The following is a 23,936-nucleotide window of genomic DNA, read 5'->3' as shown; positions in this document are numbered from 1 at the left end:
TATGTCTCTGGCAAAAGCATCGGTGTGGACCGCCGCGTCCACGCTTGTAAAAATTGGCGCCGGGCTGCTGGTCGTCAAGCTGCTGGCCGTCTCATTTGGCCCCTCTGGTGTGGGACTAGCGGGTAATTTCCGCCAGCTTGTCACCGTCCTTGGGGTGCTGGCTGGTGCCGGTATCTTCAACGGCGTGACCAAATACGTTGCGCAGTATCACGATGATGCGGCTCAGCTTCGCAGAGTCGTGGGCACCTCTTCGGCGATGGTCACGGGTTTTTCGACCCTGATGGCGATTATCTTTCTGCTGGCGGCGGCCCCTATCAGCCAGGGCTTGTTCGGGCACACCCATTACCAGGGGCTGGTGCGTCTGGTGGCGTTGGTTCAGATGGGCATTGCCTGGGCTAACCTGCTGCTGGCGCTGATGAAAGGGTTTCGTGATGCTGCCGGGAACGCGCTTGCCTTAATCCTGGGCAGCGTCATCGGCGTGATTGCCTACTATTTCTGCTATCGCCTGGGAGGCTATGAAGGCGCGCTGCTTGGGCTGGCGCTGGTCCCGGCGCTGGTTGTTGTGCCTGCGGCGCTTATGCTGATGCGTCGGGGCGTCATCCCGCTGAGCTACCTGAAACCGCAATGGGATAAAGTGCTTGCCAGTCAGCTGGGTAAATTTACCCTGATGGCGCTCATTACCTCCGTCACGCTGCCGGTGGCCTACGTGATGATGCGAAACCTGCTGGCGGCACATTATAGCTGGGATGAAGTGGGGATCTGGCAAGGCGTAAGCAGCATTTCCGACGCCTACCTCCAGTTTATTACGGCTTCCTTTAGCGTTTATTTGCTGCCAACATTATCGCGTCTGACGTCCAGGCAGGATATTACCCGCGAGATTTTCCGATCGCTGCGCTTCGTGTTGCCGGCGGTTGCAGCTGCCAGCTTTACCGTCTGGTTATTGCGTGATGTCGCCATCTGGCTGCTGTTCTCGGCGAAGTTCACCGCCATGCGCGATCTGTTTGCCTGGCAGCTGGTGGGCGATGTGCTGAAAGTGGGTGCTTACGTTTTCGGCTATCTGGTGATTGCAAAAGCGTCCCTGCGGCTGTATATCCTGGCGGAAATTAGCCAGTTTGCGTTACTGACAGCATTTTCACACTGGCTGATACCCGCGCACGGTGCGCTGGGGGCGGCTCAGGCCTACATGGCAACCTATATCGTTTATTTCGCCGCCTGTTGCGGCGTATTTTTATTGTGGCGTAAACGCGCATGACTGCACTGATTCACATCCTGGGATCGGATATCCCACACCATAACCAGACCGTTTTGCGGTTCTTCAACGACGAGCTGGCATCAGGTAATCCTGATGCGCGTGAGTTTATGGTTGCAGGTCAGGATAAGGGCCTGAGCGCAGCATTTCCGGCGCTCGCTATTCGCTTCTGGCCGGATAAGGCCTCACTGGCGAAGGCGGTTGTTGCCAAAGCCAAAGCGGATCGTAAGCAACGTTTCTTTTTCCACGGGCAGTTTAATACCGGCCTGTGGCTGGCGCTTCTCAGCGGGGGGATTAAACCCTCCCAGTGCAGCTGGCATATCTGGGGAGCCGATCTCTACGAAGTCTCCCGCGGCTGGAAATTCCGTCTTTTCTATCCCTTACGCCGCATGGCGCAGGGGCGCGTAGGCTGTGTGTTTGCCACCCGTGGCGATCTCAACTATTTTGCTAAACAGCACCCGAGCGTGCGCGGAGAACTCCTCTATTTCCCCACCCGCATGGATCCGGCGCTGAACGCCATGGCGAATGACACGGTGCGTGAAGGCAAGCTAACGATCCTGGTGGGGAATTCCGGCGATCGCAGTAACGAACACACCGCGGCGCTCAGGGCGGTGCATCAGCAGTTTGGCGACACGGTGAACGTGGTGGTGCCGATGGGCTATCCCGCCAACAACGACGCCTATATTGATGAGGTTCGTCAACAGGGACTTGCGCTGTTTAGCGCAGAAAATCTGCACATCCTTAGCGATAAGCTGGAATTTGATGAATATCTTGCGCTGCTGAGAAAATGCGATCTTGGCTATTTCATCTTTGCCCGACAGCAGGGAATCGGCACGCTGTGTCTGCTGATTCAGGCGGGGGTACCGTGCGTGCTCAACCGCGACAACCCGTTCTGGCAGGACATGGCCGAGCAGCATATTCCGGTGCTGTTTACCTCAGACACGCTGAATGTCGAGGTGGTACGGGAAGCTCAACGCCAGCTCACGCTGGTGGATAAAAATAGCATCGATTTTTTCAGCCCGAATTACCTCACGCCGTGGCACCGTGCGCTGCGTATCGCGTCAGGAGACAAAGCATGAGTCAGTTGCAATTCAGCGGGTTACTGGTTGTCTGGCTTCTGAGCACCCTGTTTATCGCCACGCTTACCTGGTTTGAATTCCGCCGGGTACGCTTCAACTTTAACGTATTCTTCTCGTTACTGTTTCTGCTGACCTTCTTTTTCGGCTTCCCGCTCACCAGCATTCTGGTCTTCCGTTTTGACGTGAGCGTCGCGCCGCCGGAAATCCTGCTCCAGGCGCTTCTGGCGGCGACCTGTTTCTATGCGGTCTACTACGTTACCTATAAAACGCGTCTGCGTTCAGCGCAGGCTACAGCCCCGCGTCGGGCGCTTTTTACCATGAATCGGGTGGAGACCCACCTGACGTGGGTGATGCTGATGACCATCGCCCTGGTCAGCGTCGGTATCTTCTTCATGCATAACGGCTTCCTGCTGTTTAAGCTCCACTCCTACAGCCAGATTTTTTCGGCCGAAGTCTCGGGCGTGGCGCTTAAGCGTTTCTTCTACTTCTTCATTCCGGCGATGCTGGTGATCTTTTTCCTGCGTCAGGACAGCAAAGCGTGGCTGTTCTTCCTGGTCAGCACCGTCGCGTTTGGCATCCTGACCTACATGATAGTGGGCGGCACGCGCGCGAACATCATCATCGCCTTTGCCATCTTCCTGTTTATCGGCATCATTCGCGGCTGGATCTCGCTGTGGATGCTGGTTGCGGCAGGGGTGTTTGGCATAGTGGGGATGTTCTGGCTCGCGCTGAAGCGCTACGGGATGAACGTGGCGGGAGATGAGGCGTTTTACACGTTTCTCTACCTGACGCGCGATACGTTCTCGCCGTGGGAAAACCTGGCATTACTGCTGCAAAACTACGACAAGATTGATTTCCAGGGACTGGCGCCGATTGTTCGCGACTTCTACGTCTTTATCCCTTCCTGGCTATGGCCGGAGCGGCCTGGTGTGGTGCTCAATACCGCGAACTATTTTACCTGGGAAGTGCTGAACAACCATTCCGGTCTGGCAATCTCGCCAACGCTGATTGGTTCCCTAGTGGTGATGGGCGGGGCGTGGTTCATTCTGCCCGGGGCGGTTGCCGTGGGGCTGATTATTAAGTGGTTCGACTGGCTTTACGTGCGGGGCAACGAAGAGACCAACCGCTATAAAGCCGCTATTTTGCACAGTTTCTGCTTTGGTGCCATTTTCAATATGATCGTGCTGGCGCGCGAAGGGTTGGATTCATTCGTGTCGCGCGTGGTGTTCTTCATGGTCGTTTTTGGCGTCTGCCTGTTACTGGCCAAACTGCTGTACTGGCTGTTTGACAGCGCAGGGCTTGTGCACAAGCGCGAGCGGCAGGGCAGCACAACGCTGTCGCAAGTCTGAGTAAGGATAGTAATGACTGATAAAATTTCTGCACCGCGCTATGCGCTACGTGGCCTGCAGCTTATTGGCTGGCGCGACATGCAGCACGCGCTGGACTTTCTGTTTGCCGACGGCCAGATGAAATCCGGTACGCTGGTGGCTATCAACGCGGAAAAAATGCTGGCGGTTGAGGATAACGCGGAAGTCAAAAGCCTGATTGAAGCGGCTGAATTTAAATACGCTGATGGGATCAGCGTGGTCCGCTCTATCCGTAAAAAGTATCCTGACGCTAATGTTTCCCGCGTGGCGGGGGCCGATCTCTGGGAGCAGCTTATGGCCCGCGCAGGTGCGCAGGACACGCCCGTGTTCCTGATTGGCGGTAAGCCGGAGATACTGGCCCAGACGGAGGAGAAACTGCGTCGTCAATGGAATGTTAATATCGTCGGCAGCCAGGATGGTTACTTCAAACCGGAAGATCGGCAGGCGCTGTTTGAGCGGGTTCGTGACAGCGGGGCGAAAATTGTCACCGTGGCGATGGGTTCCCCGCGCCAGGAGATCCTGATGCGTGACTGCCGTCTGGTCTGTCCGGATGCCCTCTACATGGGCGTTGGCGGTACGTACGACGTCTTTACCGGCCACGTTAAGCGTGCGCCCAGGGTCTGGCAAAATCTGGGGCTGGAGTGGCTGTACCGCCTGCTATCGCAACCGACGCGCATTAAACGACAGATCCGTCTGCTTCGCTACCTCGCCTGGCATTACACCGGGAAAATGTAATCAAAATGTAGCGCGATATGCTATTCGCGCTGCAACTCGCCTGCAAAACTGCTGACAATCTGTGCAATGCATTCATTTTTTTAATGCATCGTTTGCCATTTGGCCGATTTTAAGAAACCATTCGCTCCGTATTTTAGTACCCCTAAAAAACAATACCCGGTCTTAAGCCGGGAAACAGCAAACACAATCGAGGATCTATGGCAGAGAAAAAACCGGAGCTACAGCGTGGGCTGGAAGCTCGTCATATTGAACTGATAGCGCTGGGCGGCACTATCGGCGTGGGCCTGTTTATGGGCTCCGCAAGTACGCTCAAATGGGCAGGCCCTTCCGTATTACTGGCGTATATTATTGCCGGGCTGTTTGTTTTCTTCATTATGCGTTCCATGGGCGAAATGCTCTTCCTGGAGCCGGTAACCGGCTCTTTCGCCGTTTACGCGCATCGTTATATGAGCCCGTTCTTTGGCTACCTGACGGCCTGGTCATACTGGTTTATGTGGATGGCGGTGGGCATCTCAGAGATCACCGCGATAGGGGTCTACGTCCAGTTCTGGTTCCCGGACATGGTCCAGTGGATACCCGCGCTCATTGCCGTGGGGCTGGTGGCGCTGGCAAACCTGGCCGCCGTGCGCCTTTACGGTGAAATTGAGTTCTGGTTCGCAATGATCAAAGTCACCACGATTATCGTGATGATTGTCGTCGGCCTGGGCGTGATTTTCTTCGGCTTTGGCAACGGTGGACACGCTATCGGCTTTGGCAACCTGACCGAAAACGGCGGCTTCTTCGCTGGCGGCTGGAAGGGCTTCCTGACGGCGCTGTGTATCGTTGTGGCCTCGTATCAGGGCGTGGAGCTGATCGGCATTACCGCCGGTGAAGCGAAAAACCCGCAGGTCACGCTGCGTAGCGCGGTAGGCAAAGTGCTGTGGCGCATCCTGATTTTCTATGTGGGTGCAATCTTCGTCATCGTGACCATCTTCCCGTGGAACGAAATTGGCACGACCGGCAGCCCGTTTGTTTTAACCTTCGCCAAAATTGGTATCACGGCGGCGGCGGGTATCATCAACTTTGTGGTCCTGACGGCCGCGTTGTCAGGCTGTAACAGTGGGATGTACAGCTGCGGGCGTATGCTCTATGCGCTCTCGAAGAACAACCAGCTGCCTGCGGCGATGAGTAAAGTCTCACGTGCCGGGGTGCCGGTGGCGGGGGTGGCGGTCTCCATTGCGATCCTGCTGATTGGCTCTTGCCTGAATTACATCATACCTAACCCGCAGCGCGTGTTCGTTTACGTCTACAGCGCCAGCGTACTGCCGGGCATGGTGCCGTGGTTTGTTATCCTCATCAGCCAGCTGCGCTTCCGTCATGCGCACAAAAAGGCGATTGAAAGCCATCCGTTCCGATCAATTCTGTTCCCCTATGCGAACTATTTGACGATGGCGTTCCTGATTTGCGTATTAATCGGGATGTACTTTAATGAAGATACCCGCATGTCGCTGTTTGTCGGGGTGATCTTCCTGGCGGCTGTGACGGCTGCATATAAGCTTTTTGGCCTGGGTCGCCGTGCCACCACGCAGAAAGTGGAGGAATAAGCGGCAAAATGTGCAAACCATAACCAAACGCGCATTTTTTTCAAAAAAGCACTAGACAGCGGGGACGGAGGTACGTAATATCCAGCCCCGCAACGGCGCTAAGCGCCCGTAGCTCAGCTGGATAGAGCGCTGCCCTCCGGAGGCAGAGGTCTCAGGTTCGAATCCTGTCGGGCGCACCATTAACCCGGTGCTGGAGCTGCGGTGGTCTGAGAAGTAGTCAGTACCGCGTGAAAGAATACAGTGGTGGCTATAGCTCAGTTGGTAGAGCCCTGGATTGTGATTCCAGTTGTCGTGGGTTCGAATCCCATTAGCCACCCCATTATTTGAAAGAGTTGTGAATTGCGAAGGTGGCGGAATTGGTAGACGCGCTAGCTTCAGGTGTTAGTGTCCTTTGGATGTGGGGGTTCGAGTCCCCCCCCTCGCACCACGACTTTTTAAATGAATTGAACTAAAAATTCAAAAAAGCAGTACATCGGCGAGTAGCGCAGCTTGGTAGCGCAACTGGTTTGGGACCAGTGGGTCGGAGGTTCGAATCCTCTCTCGCCGACCAATTTTGAACCCCGCTTCGGCGGGGTTTTTTGTTTTCTGCAATTCTTCATCCCTGTAGTCATTCCCCAACAACGTCCTTTTTCATTGTCGCAATCCAGCGACATATAACTCATTGAAAGTTAGGTAAATAACTGTTTATGGGTTTTGCTGTCTCCTCCTGGCGACATCTTCCCGCCTTTTCCCGATACGTTGTAGAGCTTAAGACGTTACTTAACAGCATAATTTCCTTTTATCTTAAAATGTTGCGTCATGTAAAAGTTCTGGGTGTCATGTTGGCACGTTACGTGCAATAATATGCGTGTAGATGCTCATTCCATCTCTTATGTTCGCCTTAGTGCCTCATAAACTCAGGAATGACGCAGAGCCATTTACGGTGCTTATCGTCCACTGACAGATGTCGCTTCGGCCTCATCAGACACCATGGACATAACGTTGAGTGAAGCACCAAATATGTTGTCTTACAGACCTGTTTTAACGCCTGCTTTTATAGCAGGCGTTTTTTTATGCCTTATTCCCGATACCTGCGCATGATCAGGGCGACCAACAGCAGGGCAACTGACGAGACCGTATAGAGCGCCAGCACTGAGCCAAGCCCAACAGCCACCATCGCTGCAATACCGGTGAAAAGAGAGGCGCTGAGCGTTTGCCAGCGCCAGGCTTTCCCACTGGCTGAAGCGGTTTGCGTGAGATGAAAACTACTGAGTACGCCAAACGTGCCCGCTGCGAAGAGAATATTCGAGGCCAGATGCGCGATAAAGATCATGCTCAGCGCACATGCCGTCCACCCGGACAAAAACGGCAGCACACCATAACCGGTCAGAAAGATACCGAGACAAACGATGATGCGCGGCGTGTGAGCGGCAAAGCGCGTCAGGCTCTCTTTTTTTATCAGCATGGGGCCGCAAAGTTGTCCCATGCTCCTTGCGAAAAGCAGCGGCAGAGCAAGCCCCGCCGCATCCTGAGGATGGATTTGCTGTGCCAGCGCCGGAAGCAGCGCCATGGCCGGTGAGCCGACGGCCGCCAGCGACGGCAGGATGAGCAGGCTGCGTTTCTGCCGAACGGTCAACGTCCGCCAGCGTAATGCCGCAGGGGCTTCCTCTTCCTCGGGGGGCGTGAGTGATGGCGCAGAAAACCGGCGTCCAGCCAGCCATAGCATGAGCAGTGACCCGAGAAAGCTGGCGGCATCAATGGCCAGCAGGGTAAACACGGAAGTCTTCTGGAACAGCACCACGCCCAGGCCGGTCCCTAACAATACCTGCGAGGCAAAAATCACATTTTCCAGACAGGTCGCAGCAGGCAGCTCTGCTTCACTGAGGCCGCGCTTGAAGAGCAACGTCAGCGCGGGCCAGCTCATCCCGCTGAGCAGCGCCTCGGTGGATTGTACGGCGAGTAATGCGGCAACGCTGTGATAACCCACACCAAGCAGGGGAAAGAGCAGGGCGAGCAGGCCCAGCCCTTCGGTCAGTATCAGCAGGGATATTGGAGAACAGCGTGAGCACAGCTTTTCGCCGATCGTACTGCCGATAAATCCCGGTACCGTAGCGAAAAGAAAAGCAAGGGTTAGCAGAGCAGGCGAGGCCGACCACGCTAACAGCAAGCCGAAGACCACAACCTGGGTTAAGCCATTCCCCAACGAAGAAAAGATAAAAGCACAGGCAAGCAGGCGCAGCCAGCGGTGGCCGCGCAGCGCTTCAATAAGCGTATATAAAAGCGAGTTCATGACGATTTCCTTTCAAAAACGATTTAATCCACGCTGCAGAATGTGCGCGTGTGTGAAAAAAAGTTAATGAAAAGACATCGTTACATTGGCGGGTTCGTTTGCGGATGCGGGTGTAAAGAATGTAGCAGGAGAAAGGCGATAAAAAAAGGAGGCCATCTGGCCTCCTGATTAATTACTGCTGCGTACCGTTATTTTGCAGCGTCAACAGCAACCCATCACGGCGCATGGCGGCCGCTTCTTCCGGCTTATGCTGCTTGTCCAGCGTATCGGCAAGCCATGCGTAGTCAAACGCGTCCGGACGCTGCTTGAGCGCTGCACGGAAGGCGAGGCTTGCCTCCTGCCATTCGCCGTGCTTCATCAACGACTGGCCGAGCGTGCTCCACAGCAGTGGACGATCGCCAACGGTTTTAATCTGCTGACGCAGCACTTTTTCGATTTGCTCAGGATTGTTGGTTTTCAGGCGCGGGATCACCATCACCAGACGATCGTCGTACTGGCGCTTCAGACCGTCGAGGAGGATCTCCTGAGCCGTGTCATGGTCGTCACATTCAATAAGATGTTCTGCCATGGCAACCTGCAGAGGAACCTGCTGGCGCGTTTTCCGGCTCTGATTCTTCCACCACGTTTTCAGACCGTCGCTGCCCAGGTCAGCGCGCGCCTGATCCATCAGGCCAATCCACGCCAGACGCTGAAGCTCATCACGATGTTCATCGTCGCCCACCTCGGCCTTCGCCATCGATGGAATGATGTCCAGCAGTGAGCCCCAGGCGCCGGTACGGATGTAGGCCTGCTCGGCAAGGCGCAGCACTTCCGGATGACGTGGTGCGACTTCCAGCAGGCGGTCGATGCCGTGGCGAGCCGCGTGATTCTCATTACGTGCCAGCTGCAGACGAACGCGCGTGATTTCCACCGGAATCGGGTCGCCGTGAGCCAGCTCAGCCGCCCGTTCCAGGTGCTGATTGGCGCGTGCTTCATCACCGCGCTGCTGCGCTGCTTCGGCCGCCAGCAGATAGTTCACCACCGGCTGTTCGGCGTGGTCGGCGTTTTTCGACATCAGCTTTTCAACCTGCTGATAATCACCCTCTGCGAGCTTAAGCAGCGCCTGCTCGGTCTGTTTACGGGCGCGGCGGCGCTTACGGCCAACGAACCAGCCGCGCGTATGGGCACCGGTACGGAAAATACGGCGCAGGATCCACTCGATCGCAAACAGCACCACCACGCCGAGGATCAGAATGATCGTCAAACCCGTTACGCTGGTTTCAATGTTGTAGTTATCGGTCTGGATCAGGACGTAACCCTGATGACCCGCAAGCATGGGGCCCAGCACGATCCCGGCGATCAGCAGGATGAAGAGTAAGAGGACTTTTAGCATCATTACTCTCCTTGTGGTGCGCTTTCAGGCGCAGGATCCGGAGCAGGCGCCGCTCCGCTCGTCTGCTCTGCCGGTACACCCGGCTGTGCCAGCAGATTACGCACGCGCGTTTGCATCAGCTTCTCGAGAATCGGCTGGCTGGCCAGCTTATCCGGCACGTTCATGGTGATGTTCTGCTGGCTCAGCTTATCGATGTCTTCGAGGAAGGCGGTGGTCGTCGCATCATCGGTGTTGTAGTAGGCGCGGACCCACGTTGAGACGTTATCCAGCGCCTGCTTGTAGGTCTCTTCCTGATGACGCGGTACGGCCTGCGCCGCCACCAGCAGACGGGAACGAATGTTCTCGCGCAGATAGATGTCCTGGTTCGGTGCCAGCAGCGGCACGGCGGTTTCGTCGCGACGGCGGATAGTGATAAAGCTGTCCATAAAGTTCTGCCAGCTTTTCTGCAGGTTTATGCGCCATTCGCTCAGCGAGCTGGAAAGTTCGGTACCGTCGGAATCCATCGGGGAGTCGTCGTCGTTGTTATCCGCCAGCTGCAGGTTATCAATCTGATTCGAAAGCTGATTCACCTTGAGGATAATGCCGTCGTAGTCCACCTGTGTGACGGCGGAGAGGCTGGCGATGTCTTCGGTGATCGCGCGACGGGCGGTGATAAGGCTTGGATCGTTCATGTCTGCCAGGCTCGCATCGGCGCTTTTCAGCAGCGCCGCGGCAGTGGTGACGTCCTGATCGCTCCAGAGCTTACGTCCGGCGAGCTTCACCAGGAAGTCGGCCTGCGAGAGCAGCCAGGTTTTGGCATCGGTGCCGGAAATGGTGGCGACTTTCTGCTGTACTTCACCCAGCTGTTTGGTCAGCTCTTCCTGTTTGCTGTTCGCTTCGGCAAGCGCAGCGGCCTGCTGCTTAATCACGGCTTCCAGCTCGGTTTTCTGCGTCTCCTGCTCTTTTTGCAGGGCAGTGAGCTGATTCACCAGCGCATCGCTGGTGGACGTCTGGTTAGCGCCCTGTTGTTTCACCAGACCGTACAGGCCAACCCCTGCTGCCAGCGCGATGGCGATGGCAATCGCGCTCAGCGTGAGGCTCGTTTTGTTGCTGCCGTTTTTCTTCTCAGCGGTTTTCTCTGTCGTCTCTGGCTGTGGCGTCGTCTCCACAGTCTCCCTGGTCTCTTCAACCACGGCGGAGGATTTGTCGTGTTCCGTCATTATGGCTTCCCATTTGAGAGTTATTGTAATGCGCGCAGCAGCGCATCGTTGTCGGCGTTATCAGCGATCCGAATATCCTGCCAGCCCAGTTCCCGGGCATGGTTCGCCAGACGCTCACTGACGACCAGAAGCCGACAGCGGAGTAACCAGTTTTCGCGATACCAAAGCGGTATCAGCGACCAAAGCTGTTGTAACATTTCACCGCTGGTGACCACCAGCGTATTAATGCCGCGCGCGTGCCAGCGCATCGCCTCTTCCGCGCCATCGTAGTGTTTTGCACAGCGCTGATAGCACTCAATGAACGTCACGTCTGCACCACGTTCACGCAGCGTTTCGCCCAGCAGTTCGCGGCCACCATTACCGCGCAAAATGAGCGCACGCTTTCCGGCAACAGTTTGTAATTCAGGTAATTGTAGCAAGACTTCACTGATTTCCCGATCTAACGGGTAACGAACGTCCGCGCTGCTTACGGTATGCAGCGCCAGGGCCGTTGTGCGGCCAATCGCGAAATAGCGGGGGGCGGTTGGCCAGGTCAAACCCTGCTGTTGCAACTGCGCGTGGGCAAATTCCACGGCATGTTGCGACAGCGCAAACAGCAGGTCGCCGTCCTGAAGGGTATCCATCTGGTCGGCGAGCGCAGAGAGCTCGCGACCGGGGGAGAATTCTATGAGCGGAAAACTCCAGGCCACCTGCCCCAGTGCGCGCAGACGGCTCACTAATTGCTCTCCTGCGGGAGAAGGGCGGGTGACGAGAATACTCATGCAGGGGGTTCTCCATTATAAACGTCAGCCAGAATCTCGCGGGCGCCGTTATCCAGTAACTCTTCGGCCAGCGAAACGCCAAGCTGCTCGGCATCTTGCGCTTTACCGCGACGTTCGCCGCGTACCATCTGCGAACCGTCCGGGGCGCCCACCAGCGCGCGCAGCCACAGTTCGCCATTCGTCAATTCAGCATAGCTGCCAATTGGAACCTGGCATCCCCCTTCGAGGCGGGTATTCATCGCACGCTCGGCTTTTACGCGGGTAGCGGTATCGTCATGGTTCAGCGGTGCGAGCAGTTCGCGGGTACGCGCATCGTCCAGACGGCACTCGATGCCGACGGCACCCTGGCCCACGGCCGGCAGCGACAGCTCTGGCGGTAACGCCACGCGAATGCGCGACTCCAGCCCCAGACGCTTCAGGCCGGCAACGGCGAGGATAATGGCATCGTAATCGCCGTTATCCAGCTTGCCCAGACGCGTGCCGACGTTACCGCGCAGCGAGCGAATGATCAGGTCAGGACGACGTTCCGCCAGCTGACACTGACGGCGTAAACTGGACGTGCCAACCACGCTACCTTCTGGCAGCGCGTCGAGGGAGTCATAGTGGTTAGAGACAAACGCATCGCGCGGATCTTCGCGCTCGCAGATAGTCACCAGCCCCAGCCCTTCCGGGAACTCGACGGGTACGTCTTTCATCGAATGTACGGCGATATCGGCGCGGTTCTCAAGCAATGCCAGTTCCAGTTCTTTGACAAACAGGCCTTTGCCGCCCACTTTCGCCAGGGGCGTATCGAGGATCACGTCACCGCGCGTGACCATCGGTACCAGCTCGACGCGCAATCCACTGTGGCAGGCCTCAAGGCGCTGCTTCACATAATGTGCCTGCCAGAGCGCGAGAGGGCTTTGGCGTGTGGCAATTCTCAAAACATTGTCTAACATGCTTGTTACCGTCATTATCAATCGCTAACCATCCTAACATTGTTGACTCTGGGATGGCAGTTTTACGGTTGATGAAGCGTGAGAGGGACAAGGCGGCGTATTCGCCAGCCATAGCCGTATTCAGGAATTTACACGTACAGAACGGTGCTACACTTGTATGTAGTGCATCTTTCTTTACGGTCAACCGGCAAGGTGTTAAATTGATCACGTTTTAGACCATTTTTTCGTCGGTACCACCAAAAATGATAAGGGCGAAAAAGGGTAACGGTTATCTTTTTGAAATACTGCGGGTCCGCTGTTACTCGTGTTTTGAATAGCTGCGACACCCGGAAACATCAGGCGATACGTCTTGTACCTCTATATTGAGACTCTGAAACAGAGACTGGATGCCATAAATCAACTGCGTGTGGATCGCGCGCTTGCTGCTATGGGCCCTGCTTTCCAGCAGGTATACAGTCTGCTGCCGACATTATTGCACTATCACCACCCGCTGATGCCTGGCTACCTTGATGGTAACGTTCCCCAGGGCATTTGCCTTTTCACGCCTGATGAAACCCAACAGCATTATTTGAACGAGCTGGAACTCTACCGCGGCATGCCGCCACAGGAGTCCCCGAAAGGTGAACTGCCGATTACCGGCGTTTACTCAATGGGGAGCACCTCATCGGTAGGGCAAAGCTGTTCTTCGGACCTGGACATCTGGGTCTGCCATCAGTCCTGGCTCGATAACGACGAGCGTCAGCTGCTGCAGCGTAAATGCAGCCTGCTGGAGAGCTGGGCGGCATCGCTCGGTGTGGAAGTGAGCTTCTTCCTGATTGATGAAAACCGTTTCCGCCATAACGAAAGCGGCAGTCTGGGTGGTGAAGACTGCGGCTCGACTCAGCACATCTTATTGCTGGATGAATTTTACCGTACTGCTGTGCGCCTGGCCGGGAAGCGTATTCTGTGGAATATGGTCCCGTGCGAAGAAGAAGAGCATTACGATGATTACGTCATGTCGCTTTACGCGCAGGGCGTACTGACGCCAAACGAATGGCTGGACCTTGGCGGCCTGAGTTCCCTGTCAGCAGAAGAGTATTTCGGCGCAAGCCTCTGGCAGCTCTATAAGAGTATCGACTCACCGTACAAAGCGGTGCTGAAAACGCTGCTGCTTGAAGCCTATTCCTGGGAATACCCTACGCCGCGCCTGCTGGCGAAAGATATCAAGCAGCGTTTGCACGACGGGGAAATCGTCTCCTTCGGGCTGGACGCCTACTGCATGATGCTGGAGCGCGTGACCGAATACCTGAAAGCCATTGATGACACCACGCGTCTTGACCTGGTGCGTCGATGTTTCTATCTCAAAGTCTGTGAGAAATTGAGCCGCGAGCGCGCCTGCGTGGGCTGGCGTCGTGAAGTGGTCAGTCAGTTAGTGAAAGAGTGGGGATGGGACGAAGCGCGTCTGTCCATGCTCGACAACCGGGCCAACTGGAAAATCGATCAGGTGCGTGAAGCGCACAACGAACTGCTCGATGCGATGATGCAAAGCTACCGTAATCTGATCCGCTTTGCGCGCCGTAACAACCTCAGCGTTTCCGCCAGCCCGCAGGACATCGGGGTATTGACCCGTAAGCTGTACGCCGCGTTTGAAGCGCTGCCGGGCAAAGTCACCCTGGTTAACCCGCAGATTTCGCCTGACCTGTCAGAACCGAACCTGACCTTTATCTACGTGCCGCCGGGCCGCGCGAACCGCACCGGGTGGTATCTGTACAACCGTGCGCCAAGCATGGATTCAATCATCAGCCATCAGCCGCTGGAATATAACCGCTATCTGAACAAGCTGGTGGCCTGGGCCTGGTTTAACGGCCTGCTGACCTCGCGTACGCGCCTGTTTATCAAAGGCAACGAGGTGGTCGATCTCGCTAAGCTGCAGGAGATGGTCGCGGATGTGTCGCACCACTTCCCGCTGCATCTGCCTGCCCCAACGCCGAAAGCGCTCTACAGCCCGTGCGAGATTCGCCATCTGGCGATCATCGTCAACCTGGAATACGACCCGACGGCGGCCTTCCGCAATCAGGTGGTCCATTTTGACTTCCGCAAGCTGGACGTCTTTAGCTTTGGCGAGCAGCAAAACTGCCTGGTCGGCAGCGTGGACCTGCTCTATCGCAACTCGTGGAACGAAGTGCGTACCCTGCACTTCAACGGCGAGCAGGCGATGATCGAGGCGCTGAAAACCATCCTCGGCAAGATGCACCAGGATGCCGCGCCGCCGGACAGCGTGGAAGTGTTCTGCTACAGCCAGCACCTGCGTGGGTTGATTCGTACCCGCGTGCAGCAGCTGGTTTCTGAGTGTATCGAACTGCGTCTCTCCAGTACCCGTCAGGAAACCGGGCGCTTTAAAGCACTGCGCGTCTCCGGTCAGACCTGGGGCCTGTTCTTCGAGCGCCTGAACGTGTCGGTACAGAAGCTGGAAAACGCCATCGAATTCTACGGCGCGATTTCGCATAACAAGCTGCACGGTCTGTCGGTGCAGGTGGAAACCAACCACGTTAAGCTGCCGCAGGTGGTGGACGGCTTTGCCAGCGAAGGGATTATTCAGTTCTTCTTTGAAGAGTCGGGCGACGATGCCGGGTTCAACATCTACATTCTGGATGAGACCAACCGCGCCGAGGTGTATCACCATTGTGAAGGCAGTAAAGAGGAGCTGGTGCGCGACGTCAGCCGCTTCTACTCCTCTTCGCATGACCGCTTTACCTACGGCTCAAGCTTTATCAACTTTAACCTGCCGCAGTTCTACCAGATTGTGAACGTCGACGGCCGTACGCAGGTGATTCCGTTCCGCACCCAGGCCGTCACGCCTGCCGCGCCTGCCAATCAGGACACCGCGCCGCTGTTGCAGCAGTATTTTTCCTGACTCTTTTCGCCGGGTGGCGCTAACGCTTACCCGGCCTACGGTTCGAGCCGTTGTAGGCCCGGTAAGGCGTAGCCGCCACCGGGCGACAAAACTACCTGAAACTCACTGTCTCACCCGCCTGCGCGGTCGACGCCTGTTCCAGCAGATCCCAGAACGTTACGCCGCTGCGGTCGCAAACCCATTCCCCGTCTTTCAGATCGAAATGATAGCCGCCCTGTTTCGCGGCCAGCCAGACCTGGTGAAGCGGCTCCTGGCGGTTAATAATAATTTTGCTGCCATTTTCGAAGCTCAGGGTCAGAATACCGCCGTTAATTTCACAATCGATATCGCTGTCGCCGTCCCAGTCGTCAATACGCTCTTCGATGGTCATCCACAGGTTGTCGGCAAGGCGATGGAATTCACTGTCGTTCATGGTTTTGTTCCTGTTTTTCGTGATGCCGGCAGTATAACCCTAAATAATTCCCGTTGCAGGAAAGCGGCAAACTCTTGCTTTTGTGTCTTCTCCTGCGATGATAGAAACAGATTTGAACTTACGGGCAACTTTATAATGAAAAACGCTTTCCGAACGCTTGCCGTTCTCATCACGCTGTTTAGCCTGACTGGCTGCGGACTGAAGGGACCACTGTACTTCCCACCTGCGGATAAAACCGCACCGCCGCCGACGAAACCGGTTAACAGCGGCATTGAGTCTACCACGCCAAACACTAACGACCGTGGCGACAACGGTGGCCCGACTCAGGTTAATCTCTGACGACAACGTTCTGTACCCGCGCAATGGAGCAAATGATGCAGTTCTCTAAAATGCATGGCCTTGGCAACGATTTTATGGTCGTCGACGCGGTAACGCAGAATGTGTTTTTCTCCCCGGAACTGATCCGTCGCCTGGCGGATCGGCATCTGGGCGTGGGGTTCGATCAGCTGCTGGTGGTTGAGCCGCCGTACGACCCCGACCTCGATTTCCACTACCGTATTTTTAACGCGGACGGCAGCGAAGTTAACCAGTGCGGCAACGGCGCGCGCTGTTTCGCCCGCTTTGTGCGTCTGAAAGGGCTGACCAACAAGCGTGATATTCGCGTCAGCACGGCCAATGGTCGCATGGTGCTTAGCGTCACCGATGATGAGCTGGTGCGCGTGAACATGGGCGAGCCTAACTTCGAGCCCTCCGTCGTGCCGTTTCGCGCAAACAAAGCGGAAAAGACCTATATTATGCGTGCGGCCGAGCAGACAGTATTGTGCGGCGTCGTCTCAATGGGTAACCCACACTGCGTGATTCAGGTTGATGATGTGCAAACCGCCGCGGTCGAAACGCTCGGCCCGGTGCTGGAAAGCCACGAACGTTTCCCGGAGCGCGCGAACATCGGTTTTATGCAGGTGGTGAAGCGCGAGCACATTCGCCTGCGGGTTTACGAGCGCGGCGCGGGTGAGACTCAGGCCTGCGGAAGCGGTGCCTGTGCGGCGGTGGCCGTGGGCATCTCTCAGGGGTTACTGGCAGAAGAGGTTCGCGTGGAATTACCGGGCGGTCGGCTTGATATCGCCTGGAAAGGACCGGGTCATCCACTGTATATGACTGGCCCGGCGGCACATGTCTATGACGGGTTTATCCATCTATGAAACAACCAGGGGAAGAACTGCAGGAAACAGTGACGGAACTGGACGACAGAGCTGTTGTTGATTATCTGCTGCGCAATCCTGAGTTTTTTATTCGCAATGCACGCGTTGTCGAAGAGATGCGCGTGCCGCATCCGGTTCGCGGGACCGTGTCGCTGGTGGAATGGCACATGGCGCGCGCGCGCAACCACATCAACCAGCTCGAAGAGAACATGACGCTGCTGATGGAGCAGGCCAGCACCAACGAAAGCCTGTTCTATCGTCTGCTGCATCTGCAGGCGCGTCTGGCGTCGGCGCACAGTCTTGACGAGTTCCTCAGCCGCTTCCACCGCTGGGCTCGGGAGCTGGGGCTAGCAGGCGCAACGATTCGCCTGTTCCCTGACCGCTGGCGCATTGGCGCGCCGTCGGGGTTTACCCATCTGGCACTGAGCCGTCAGGCGTTTGAACCGCTGCGCATTCAGCGTCTGGGCCATGAGCACCACTATCTGGGGCCGCTGAACGGGCCTGAGCTACTGGTGGTGTTGCCGGAAGCCAAAGCGATTGGCTCGGTGGCGATGTCGCTGATGGGGCGCGACGGCGACCTGGGGGTCATGTTATTTACCAGCCGCGATGCGCATCACTATGAGCAAGGGCAAGCCACCCACCTGCTGCAGGAGATCGCCCTGATGCTGCCCGAGCTGCTGGAGCGCTGGATTGAGCGCGTATGACGGACGGACTGCTCGCTACTGACGTTTCGCGCTTTCTGCGCTATCTCGGCGTGGAACGCCATCTCAGCCCCATTACGCTGCTTAACTATCAGCGTCAGCTTGATGCCATCATGCAGATCGCCGACGAGATCGGCCTGAAAAGCTGGCAACAATGTGACGCTGCGACGGTACGCGGGTTCGTCGTGCGTAGCCGTAAAAAAAATCTCAGCCCGGCGAGCCTGGCGCTCAGGCTCTCAGCGCTGCGCAGTTTCTTCGACTGGCTGGTCAGCCAGGGCGGTTTAAAAGCCAACCCGGCAAAGGGCATCGCCACGCCGAAAGCCCCGCGCCATCTGCCCAAAAATATCGACGTCGACGACGTAAACCACCTGCTGGATATCGACCTTAACGATCCGCTTGCCGTACGCGACCGCGCGATGCTGGAGGTGATGTACGGCGCAGGCCTGCGTCTGTCTGAGCTCGTCAACCTTGACCTCAAGCATCTCGATCTGGAATCTGGTGAAGTGTGGGTGATGGGTAAGGGCAGCAAAGAGCGCCGCCTGCCGATTGGCCGCAACGCGGTCTCCTGGATTGAGCACTGGCTTGACCTGCGCGGGCTGTTTGGCTCCGACGAAGATGCGCTGTTCCTGTCGAAACTCGGCAAGCGGATCTCGGCGCGTAACGTGCAGAAGCGCTTTGCGGAGTGGGGCATTAAGCAGGGGCTGAACAGCCACGTGCATCCGCACAAGCTGCGCCACTCCTTTGCAACACATATGCTTGAGTCGAGCGGCGATCTGCGCGGCGTGCAGGAGCTCCTCGGGCACGCAAATCTGTCTACCACTCAAATCTATACTCACTTAGACTTCCAGCACCTTGCCTCGGTGTATGACGCGGCGCATCCACGCGCCAAACGGGGGAAATAATGCGTTTTTACCGCCCACTCGGTCAGATCTCAGCCCTGACGTTTGACCTTGATGACACCCTTTATGACAACCGCGAGGTGATCCTGCGTACCGAGCAGGAGTCGCTGGCGTTCGTGCAGAACTACCATCCCGCGCTGAAGGCGATACAGAACAAGGATTTCCAGAAGCTGCGCCAGTCCCTGCGGGAGACCGAGCCGGATATTTACCACGACGTGACCGAATGGCGTCGTCGTGCGGTAGAGCAGGCGATGCTCAACGTGGGTCTGAGCGTGCAGGACGCGGCCATCGGTGCCGAAGCGGCCATGGAAAACTTCGCCAAATGGCGCAGCCGTATCGACGTGCCGCAGGAAACCCACGACACGCTGGCGAAGCTTGCAGAAAAGTGGCCGCTGGTGGCCATCACCAACGGCAATGCCCAGCCGGAGCTGTTTGGCCTGAGTGATTATTTTGAGTTCGTGCTGCGTGCGGGTCCTCACGGGCGCGCGAAGCCGTTCAGTGACATGTACCATCTGGCGGCAGATAAGCTTAAGCTGCCGCTGGGTGAGATCCTGCACGTGGGGGATGACCTGACCACAGACGTGGCTGGCGCTATCCGCTGCGGCATGCAGGCCTGCTGGATCAAGCCGGAAAACGCTGACCTGATGATCGCCTCCGATAGCCGTCTTCTGCCGCACGTGGAAATTTCGCGGTTGGCATCCCTCACGACGCTGATATAATCATCAATTGTTCTGTATAAATTAACAGGGTTTTGGCGAATGCTATTCGCCTGCCCGACATGACGTGACGGTGCCAATGGACGTTTCTTACCTGCTCGACAGCCTTAATGACAAACAGCGTGACGCGGTTGCCGCCTCGCGCACCAACCTGCTGGTGCTGGCTGGGGCGGGCAGTGGTAAGACGCGCGTGCTGGTTCACCGTATCGCCTGGCTGCAGAGCGTGGAGAACTGCTCGCCGTACTCCATCATGGCGGTGACGTTCACCAACAAGGCGGCGGCGGAGATGCGCCACCGTATCGCCCAGCTGATGGGCACCAGCCAGGGCGGCATGTGGGTCGGTACCTTCCACGGCCTGGCGCACCGCCTGCTGCGTGCGCACCACATGGACGCCAACCTGCCGCAGGATTTTCAGATCCTCGACAGCGAAGACCAGCTCCGTCTGCTGAAGCGCCTGATCAAGGCGATGAACCTCGACGAGAAGCAGTGGCCGCCGCGTCAGGCGATGTGGTACATCAACGGTCAGAAAGACGAGGGGCTGCGCCCGCACCACATTCAGAGCTTCGGCAACCCGGTCGAGCAGACCTGGCAGAACGTCTACAAGGCCTATCAGGAAGCGTGCGATCGCGCCGGCCTGGTGGATTTTGCCGAGCTGCTGCTGCGCGCCCACGAGCTGTGGCTCAACAAGCCGCACATCCTGCAGCACTACCGTGAACGCTTCACCAATATCCTGGTGGATGAATTCCAGGATACCAACAACATCCAGTACGCGTGGATCCGCCTGCTGGCCGGTGATACCGGCAAGGTAATGATCGTGGGCGATGATGACCAGTCGATCTACGGCTGGCGCGGGGCGCAGGTGGAGAACATCCAGCGCTTCCTCAACGATTTTCCCGGCGCGGAAACTATCCGTCTGGAGCAGAACTACCGCTCAACCAGCAACATTCTGAGCGCGGCCAACGCCCTGATTGAGAACAACAACGGGCGTCTGGGTAAAAAGCTGTGGACCGACGGCGTCGACGGCGAACCGATTTCGATTTACTGCGCGTTTAACGAACTCGACGAAGCGCGCTTCGTGGTCAACCGCATCAAAACCTGGCAGGACAACGGCGGCGCGCTGGAGCAGTGCGCCATTCTTTACCGCAGCAACGCCCAGTCGCGCGTGCTGGAAGAGGCGCTGCTGCAGGTGAGCATGCCGTACCGGATTTACGGCGGCATGCGCTTCTTCGAACGTCAGGAAATCAAAGATGCGCTCTCGTATCTGCGTCTGATTGCCAACCGTAACGACGACGCGGCGTTTGAACGCGTGGTGAACACCCCAACCCGCGGGATTGGCGACCGTACGCTGGACGTGGTGCGTCAGGCCTCGCGCGACCGCCAGCTGACGCTGTGGCAGGCGTGCCGCGAGCTGCTGCAGGAAAAGGCCCTTGCCGGACGCGCGGCCAGCGCTCTACAGCGCTTCCTTGAGCTGATTGACGCCCTGGCGCAGGAAACCGCGGACATGCCGCTGCACGTGCAGACCGACCGGGTGATTAAAGACTCCGGCCTGCGCACCATGTACGAGCAGGAAAAAGGCGAGAAGGGCCAGACCCGAATTGAGAACTTAGAGGAACTGGTCACGGCAACGCGCCAGTTCAGCTACAACGAAGAAGACGAAGACCTGATGCCGCTGCAGGCGTTCCTCTCCCACGCCGCGCTGGAAGCGGGCGAAGGGCAGGCGGACACCTGGCAGGATGCGGTTCAGCTGATGACCCTGCACTCCGCCAAAGGTCTGGAGTTCCCGCAGGTGTTCATCGTCGGGATGGAAGAGGGGATGTTCCCGAGCCAGATGTCGCTGGATGAGGGCGGGCGTCTGGAAGAGGAGCGTCGTCTGGCCTACGTGGGTGTGACGCGCGCGATGCAAAAGCTGACGCTGACCTACGCCGAAACCCGCCGTCTGTACGGTAAAGAGGTCTACCACCGTCCGTCGCGCTTTATCGGTGAACTGCCGGAAGAGTGCGTGGAGGAGGTGCGTCTGCGGGCGAGCATCAGCCGTCCGGTCAGCCATCAGCGCATGGGCTCGCCGATTGCGGAAACCGATACCGGCTACAAGCTGGGCCAGCGCGTGCGCCATTCGAAGTTTGGCGAAGGTACCATTGTGAATCTGGAAGGCAGCGGCGAGCATAGCCGCCTGCAGGTGGCGTTCCAGGGGCAGGGGATCAAATGGCTGGTGGCGGCCTACGCCAAGCTGGAAACAGTCTAACATTCAGAAAAATATCATTATTTTGTAATAATCTGCTAGCCTTATACAGTGAAGGTCAATTAATGCCCTTCAGCGTTCCGTTGCGTGTTGACGCCGCAGTTATAGCTGGCGTAACATGCGCGCACGATTACGCTAAGAGGACATTCGCCTTGGACACACCCAGTAGATACTGGCTCAATTCCCTGTCATCCAGGAACAACTCCTAAGGCTATCTCCTCTTGCTGATGGCCTTAGTGGTTGTCAGCGACTGCTCTATTCCCGTCGCGCTGAGTCAGGCTGTTTAATGGTCTGAAACCCAATTTGTTTCTGTGTGCCCACCGAACTGTCCGATATTTTTTGCATTGGGAGTCCCGGTCATGTTGAGCGCATTTCAACTCGAAAATAACCGACTGACTCGGCTTGAAGCCGAAGAGTCACAGCCCCTCATTGATGCCGTATGGGTGGATCTGGTCGAGCCGGACGACGATGAGCGCCTTCGCGTACAATCTGAGCTGGGGCAAAGCCTGGCAACCCGCCCGGAACTGGAAGACATCGAAGCATCCGCCCGTTTTTTTGAAGACGAAGACGGTCTGCACATTCACTCCTTCTTCTTCTTTGAAGATGCGGAAGACCACGCGGGCAACTCCACCGTGGCGTTTACCATTCGCGACGGTCGTCTGTTTACCCTGCGCGAGCGTGAGCTACCGGCATTCCGCCTCTACCGCATGCGCGCCCGTAGCCAGGCGATGGTAGACGGCAACGCGTACGAGCTGCTGCTCGATCTGTTCGAGACCAAAATTGAACAGCTGGCGGATGAAATTGAAAACATCTACAGCGATCTGGAAAAGCTGAGCCGCGTGATCATGGAAGGCCATCAGGGCGACGAATATGACGAAGCGTTGTCCACGCTGGCAGAGCTGGAAGATATCGGCTGGAAGGTGCGTTTGTGTCTGATGGATACCCAGCGCGCGCTGAACTTCCTGGTGCGCAAGGCGCGTCTGCCGGGCGGTCAGCTGGAGCAGGCGCGTGAGATCTTACGAGATATCGAATCACTGCTGCCGCACAACGAATCCCTGTTCCAGAAGGTCAACTTCCTGATGCAGGCGGCGATGGGCTTTATCAACATCGAGCAGAACCGCATCATCAAGATCTTCTCGGTGGTTTCCGTGGTGTTCCTGCCGCCGACGCTAGTGGCATCCAGCTACGGGATGAACTTCGAGTTTATGCCGGAGCTGAAGTGGAGCTTTGGTTACCCGGGGGCGATTATCTTTATGATCCTCGCGGGGCTGGCGCCGTATCTCTATTTCAAACGCCGGAACTGGCTGTAAAAAACTGGCGGGTGGCGCTGCGCTTACCCGCCCTACGATCGAATTCCCTCTCCCTGTGGGAGAGGGTTAGGGTGAGGGCAACATCACAGCCCTTTGCGCATTCTGCGTTGGGTATAAATCGCATCCGCAACAAAGATCGCCAGCGCCACCCAGATAAAGGCGAACGTCACCATCTTATCCGCCCCCGGTACCTCTCCGTAAAACACCACTGCCAGCAGGAACATAAGCGTCGGGCCAATGTACTGGAAGAAGCCCAGCGTGGAGAGACGCAGACGCGTCGCGGCACCGGTGAAGCACAGCAGAGGAATGGTGGTCACCACGCCCGCCGCCATCAGCATCAGGTTCAGCGACCACGGGTTGCTGCCCATGTGGCTGGTTGGGCTGTCGGCGATGCCGAAGAGATAAATCGCCGCCACCGGCAGCAGCCAGAGGGTTTCAAACAGCATCCCCGTCTGCGCTTCCACCGCAATCTTCTTGCGTACCAGGCCGTAGAAGGCAAAGCTGAACGCCAGACCGAGGGCGATAATCGGCAGCGAGCCGAAGGTCCAGAGCTGCACCAGTACGCCGCAGAAGGCCAGAAGGACCGCTAACCACTGCATCCGGCGGAAGCGTTCGCCGAGGAAAATCATCCCCAGCACGATGTTCACCAGCGGGTTAATGAAGTACCCCAGGCTCGCTTCGAGCATGTGATGGTTATTCACCGCCCAGATAAACAGCAGCCAGTTACCGCCAATCAGCACCGCTGAGAGCGCCAGCAGGAAGACCTTTTTAGGGGTTTTAAACAGCGTTTTGACGCCCGACCACTGACGGCTGAGGCTCATCAGCGCGATCATAAAGAAGAATGACCAGATAACGCGATGAGTCAGGATCTCGTCAGCCGGAACGTAGGCGATAAGCTTGAAATACGCCGGGGCGATACCCCAAATAAAATAAGCGGCAAGGGCGAGTAAAACGCCCTGCCGCGTCTGTTTAGCATCCATCGGGAAAATCCGTTACAAAAAAGTGAATTAATTTT

Annotated in this window: 21 protein-coding genes and 4 tRNA genes; 18 read left to right on the top strand and 7 right to left on the bottom strand. The window is 57.0% G+C overall.

From position 1 onward, the window contains the following. Nucleotide 1: 1 nt before the first annotated feature. The 9 genes from wzxE (at nucleotide 2) to OTG14_RS23450 (ending at nucleotide 6,563) form a co-directional block, all read left to right on the top strand. Nucleotides 2–1,252 (top strand): lipid III flippase WzxE, encoded by a 1,251-nt coding sequence (wzxE, locus tag OTG14_RS23490; protein ID WP_024907968.1) that lies wholly within the window; start codon nucleotides 2–4, stop codon nucleotides 1,250–1,252. Continuing rightward, on the top strand, nucleotides 1,249–2,328 hold the full coding sequence (locus tag OTG14_RS23485; RefSeq protein ID WP_267215819.1) for a TDP-N-acetylfucosamine:lipid II N-acetylfucosaminyltransferase: 1,080 nt from the start codon (nucleotides 1,249–1,251) through the stop codon (nucleotides 2,326–2,328). Before wzxE ends, OTG14_RS23485 begins: the two co-directional genes overlap by 4 nt. Further along, on the top strand, nucleotides 2,325–3,677 hold the full coding sequence (gene wzyE, locus OTG14_RS23480; RefSeq protein WP_024907970.1) for an ECA oligosaccharide polymerase: 1,353 nt from the start codon (nucleotides 2,325–2,327) through the stop codon (nucleotides 3,675–3,677). Before OTG14_RS23485 ends, wzyE begins: the two co-directional genes overlap by 4 nt. A 12-nt stretch (nucleotides 3,678–3,689) precedes the next feature. Beyond that, on the top strand, nucleotides 3,690–4,430 hold the full coding sequence (wecG, locus tag OTG14_RS23475; RefSeq protein WP_024907971.1) for a lipopolysaccharide N-acetylmannosaminouronosyltransferase: 741 nt from the start codon (nucleotides 3,690–3,692) through the stop codon (nucleotides 4,428–4,430). A gap of 197 nt (nucleotides 4,431–4,627) precedes the next feature. Beyond that, a complete protein-coding gene (gene thrP / locus OTG14_RS23470; RefSeq protein WP_024907972.1) occupies nucleotides 4,628–6,013 on the top strand; it encodes a bifunctional threonine/serine APC transporter ThrP in 1,386 nt (461 codons plus the stop codon). Between the two features lie 102 nt (nucleotides 6,014–6,115). Then, nucleotides 6,116–6,192, top strand: a tRNA-Arg gene (locus OTG14_RS23465). A 64-nt stretch (nucleotides 6,193–6,256) separates the two neighbouring features. Continuing rightward, a tRNA-His gene (locus tag OTG14_RS23460) sits at nucleotides 6,257–6,332 on the top strand. Nucleotides 6,333–6,354: 22 nt separating this feature from the next. After that, a tRNA-Leu gene (locus OTG14_RS23455) sits at nucleotides 6,355–6,440 on the top strand. Nucleotides 6,441–6,486: 46 nt separating this feature from the next. Then, nucleotides 6,487–6,563, top strand: a tRNA-Pro gene (locus OTG14_RS23450). 507 nt (nucleotides 6,564–7,070) lie between these two features. On the opposite strand, the gene OTG14_RS23445 is transcribed toward OTG14_RS23450, so the two are convergent. The 5 genes from OTG14_RS23445 to hemC form a co-directional block, all read right to left on the bottom strand. Next, nucleotides 7,071–8,282: an MFS transporter gene (locus OTG14_RS23445; protein ID WP_090420912.1), complete on the bottom strand. Its 1,212-nt coding sequence runs from the start codon at nucleotides 8,280–8,282 to the stop codon at nucleotides 7,071–7,073. Between the two features lie 172 nt (nucleotides 8,283–8,454). Continuing rightward, a complete protein-coding gene (gene hemY, locus OTG14_RS23440; RefSeq protein ID WP_008501551.1) occupies nucleotides 8,455–9,654 on the bottom strand; it encodes a protoheme IX biogenesis protein HemY in 1,200 nt (399 codons plus the stop codon). A gap of 2 nt (nucleotides 9,655–9,656) precedes the next feature. Then, nucleotides 9,657–10,853, bottom strand: coding sequence for a uroporphyrinogen-III C-methyltransferase (gene hemX, locus OTG14_RS23435; RefSeq protein WP_267215818.1), 1,197 nt, complete (start codon nucleotides 10,851–10,853; stop codon nucleotides 9,657–9,659). A 20-nt stretch (nucleotides 10,854–10,873) separates the two neighbouring features. After that, nucleotides 10,874–11,614 (bottom strand): uroporphyrinogen-III synthase, encoded by a 741-nt coding sequence (gene hemD / locus OTG14_RS23430; RefSeq protein ID WP_267215817.1) that lies wholly within the window; start codon nucleotides 11,612–11,614, stop codon nucleotides 10,874–10,876. Further along, entirely contained in the window at nucleotides 11,611–12,552 is a 942-nt protein-coding gene (hemC, locus tag OTG14_RS23425) for a hydroxymethylbilane synthase (protein WP_032646077.1), read from the bottom strand. Before hemC ends, hemD begins: the two co-directional genes overlap by 4 nt. Before the next feature lie 349 nt (nucleotides 12,553–12,901). Here hemC and cyaA point away from each other — a divergent pair, with 349 nt between their 5' ends. Next, a complete protein-coding gene (cyaA, locus tag OTG14_RS23420; protein ID WP_267215816.1) occupies nucleotides 12,902–15,445 on the top strand; it encodes a class I adenylate cyclase in 2,544 nt (847 codons plus the stop codon). A 91-nt stretch (nucleotides 15,446–15,536) separates the two neighbouring features. Here cyaA and cyaY read toward each other — a convergent pair whose 3' ends face one another. Further along, a complete protein-coding gene (gene cyaY / locus OTG14_RS23415; protein ID WP_090420923.1) occupies nucleotides 15,537–15,857 on the bottom strand; it encodes an iron donor protein CyaY in 321 nt (106 codons plus the stop codon). Between the two features lie 135 nt (nucleotides 15,858–15,992). On the opposite strand from cyaY, the gene lptM reads away from it, so the two are divergent. From lptM to corA, 8 genes are all read left to right on the top strand, one after another. Further along, nucleotides 15,993–16,196: an LPS translocon maturation chaperone LptM gene (lptM, locus tag OTG14_RS23410; RefSeq protein ID WP_024907980.1), complete on the top strand. Its 204-nt coding sequence runs from the start codon at nucleotides 15,993–15,995 to the stop codon at nucleotides 16,194–16,196. Nucleotides 16,197–16,231: 35 nt separating this feature from the next. Continuing rightward, nucleotides 16,232–17,056, top strand: coding sequence for a diaminopimelate epimerase (gene dapF / locus OTG14_RS23405; protein WP_024907981.1), 825 nt, complete (start codon nucleotides 16,232–16,234; stop codon nucleotides 17,054–17,056). Beyond that, a complete protein-coding gene (locus OTG14_RS23400) occupies nucleotides 17,053–17,760 on the top strand; it encodes a DUF484 domain-containing protein (protein WP_048989630.1) in 708 nt (235 codons plus the stop codon). Before dapF ends, OTG14_RS23400 begins: the two co-directional genes overlap by 4 nt. Next, nucleotides 17,757–18,659, top strand: a complete 903-nt coding sequence (gene xerC / locus OTG14_RS23395; RefSeq protein WP_090420927.1) for a tyrosine recombinase XerC — start codon at nucleotides 17,757–17,759, stop codon at nucleotides 18,657–18,659. The genes OTG14_RS23400 and xerC overlap by 4 nt, the downstream gene beginning before the upstream one ends. Then, a complete protein-coding gene (gene yigB, locus OTG14_RS23390) occupies nucleotides 18,659–19,375 on the top strand; it encodes a 5-amino-6-(5-phospho-D-ribitylamino)uracil phosphatase YigB (RefSeq protein ID WP_090420930.1) in 717 nt (238 codons plus the stop codon). The genes xerC and yigB overlap by 1 nt, the downstream gene beginning before the upstream one ends. A 76-nt stretch (nucleotides 19,376–19,451) precedes the next feature. After that, nucleotides 19,452–21,614 carry a DNA helicase II gene (gene uvrD / locus OTG14_RS23385; protein ID WP_032646073.1) on the top strand — a complete coding sequence of 721 codons (2,163 nt, stop codon included), beginning with the start codon at nucleotides 19,452–19,454 and terminating at the stop codon, nucleotides 21,612–21,614. 149 nt (nucleotides 21,615–21,763) lie between these two features. After that, complete coding sequence (gene ysgD, locus OTG14_RS23380) at nucleotides 21,764–21,820, top strand: YsgD/CorL family protein (RefSeq protein ID WP_212743980.1); 57 nt, start codon at nucleotides 21,764–21,766, stop codon at nucleotides 21,818–21,820. Between the two features lie 150 nt (nucleotides 21,821–21,970). Next, nucleotides 21,971–22,921 carry a magnesium/cobalt transporter CorA gene (gene corA / locus OTG14_RS23375; protein ID WP_008501540.1) on the top strand — a complete coding sequence of 317 codons (951 nt, stop codon included), beginning with the start codon at nucleotides 21,971–21,973 and terminating at the stop codon, nucleotides 22,919–22,921. Between the two features lie 83 nt (nucleotides 22,922–23,004). Here the strand turns inward: corA and rarD are convergent, their stop codons facing one another. Then, nucleotides 23,005–23,901, bottom strand: coding sequence for an EamA family transporter RarD (gene rarD / locus OTG14_RS23370; RefSeq protein WP_090420933.1), 897 nt, complete (start codon nucleotides 23,899–23,901; stop codon nucleotides 23,005–23,007). Between the last annotated feature and the right edge of the window lie 35 nt (nucleotides 23,902–23,936).

The sequence above is a fragment of the Enterobacter pseudoroggenkampii genome (assembly GCF_026420145.1).
GTDB lineage: Bacteria > Pseudomonadota > Gammaproteobacteria > Enterobacterales > Enterobacteriaceae > Enterobacter > Enterobacter pseudoroggenkampii.
This window is presented reverse-complemented; position numbering and strand designations above follow the sequence as displayed.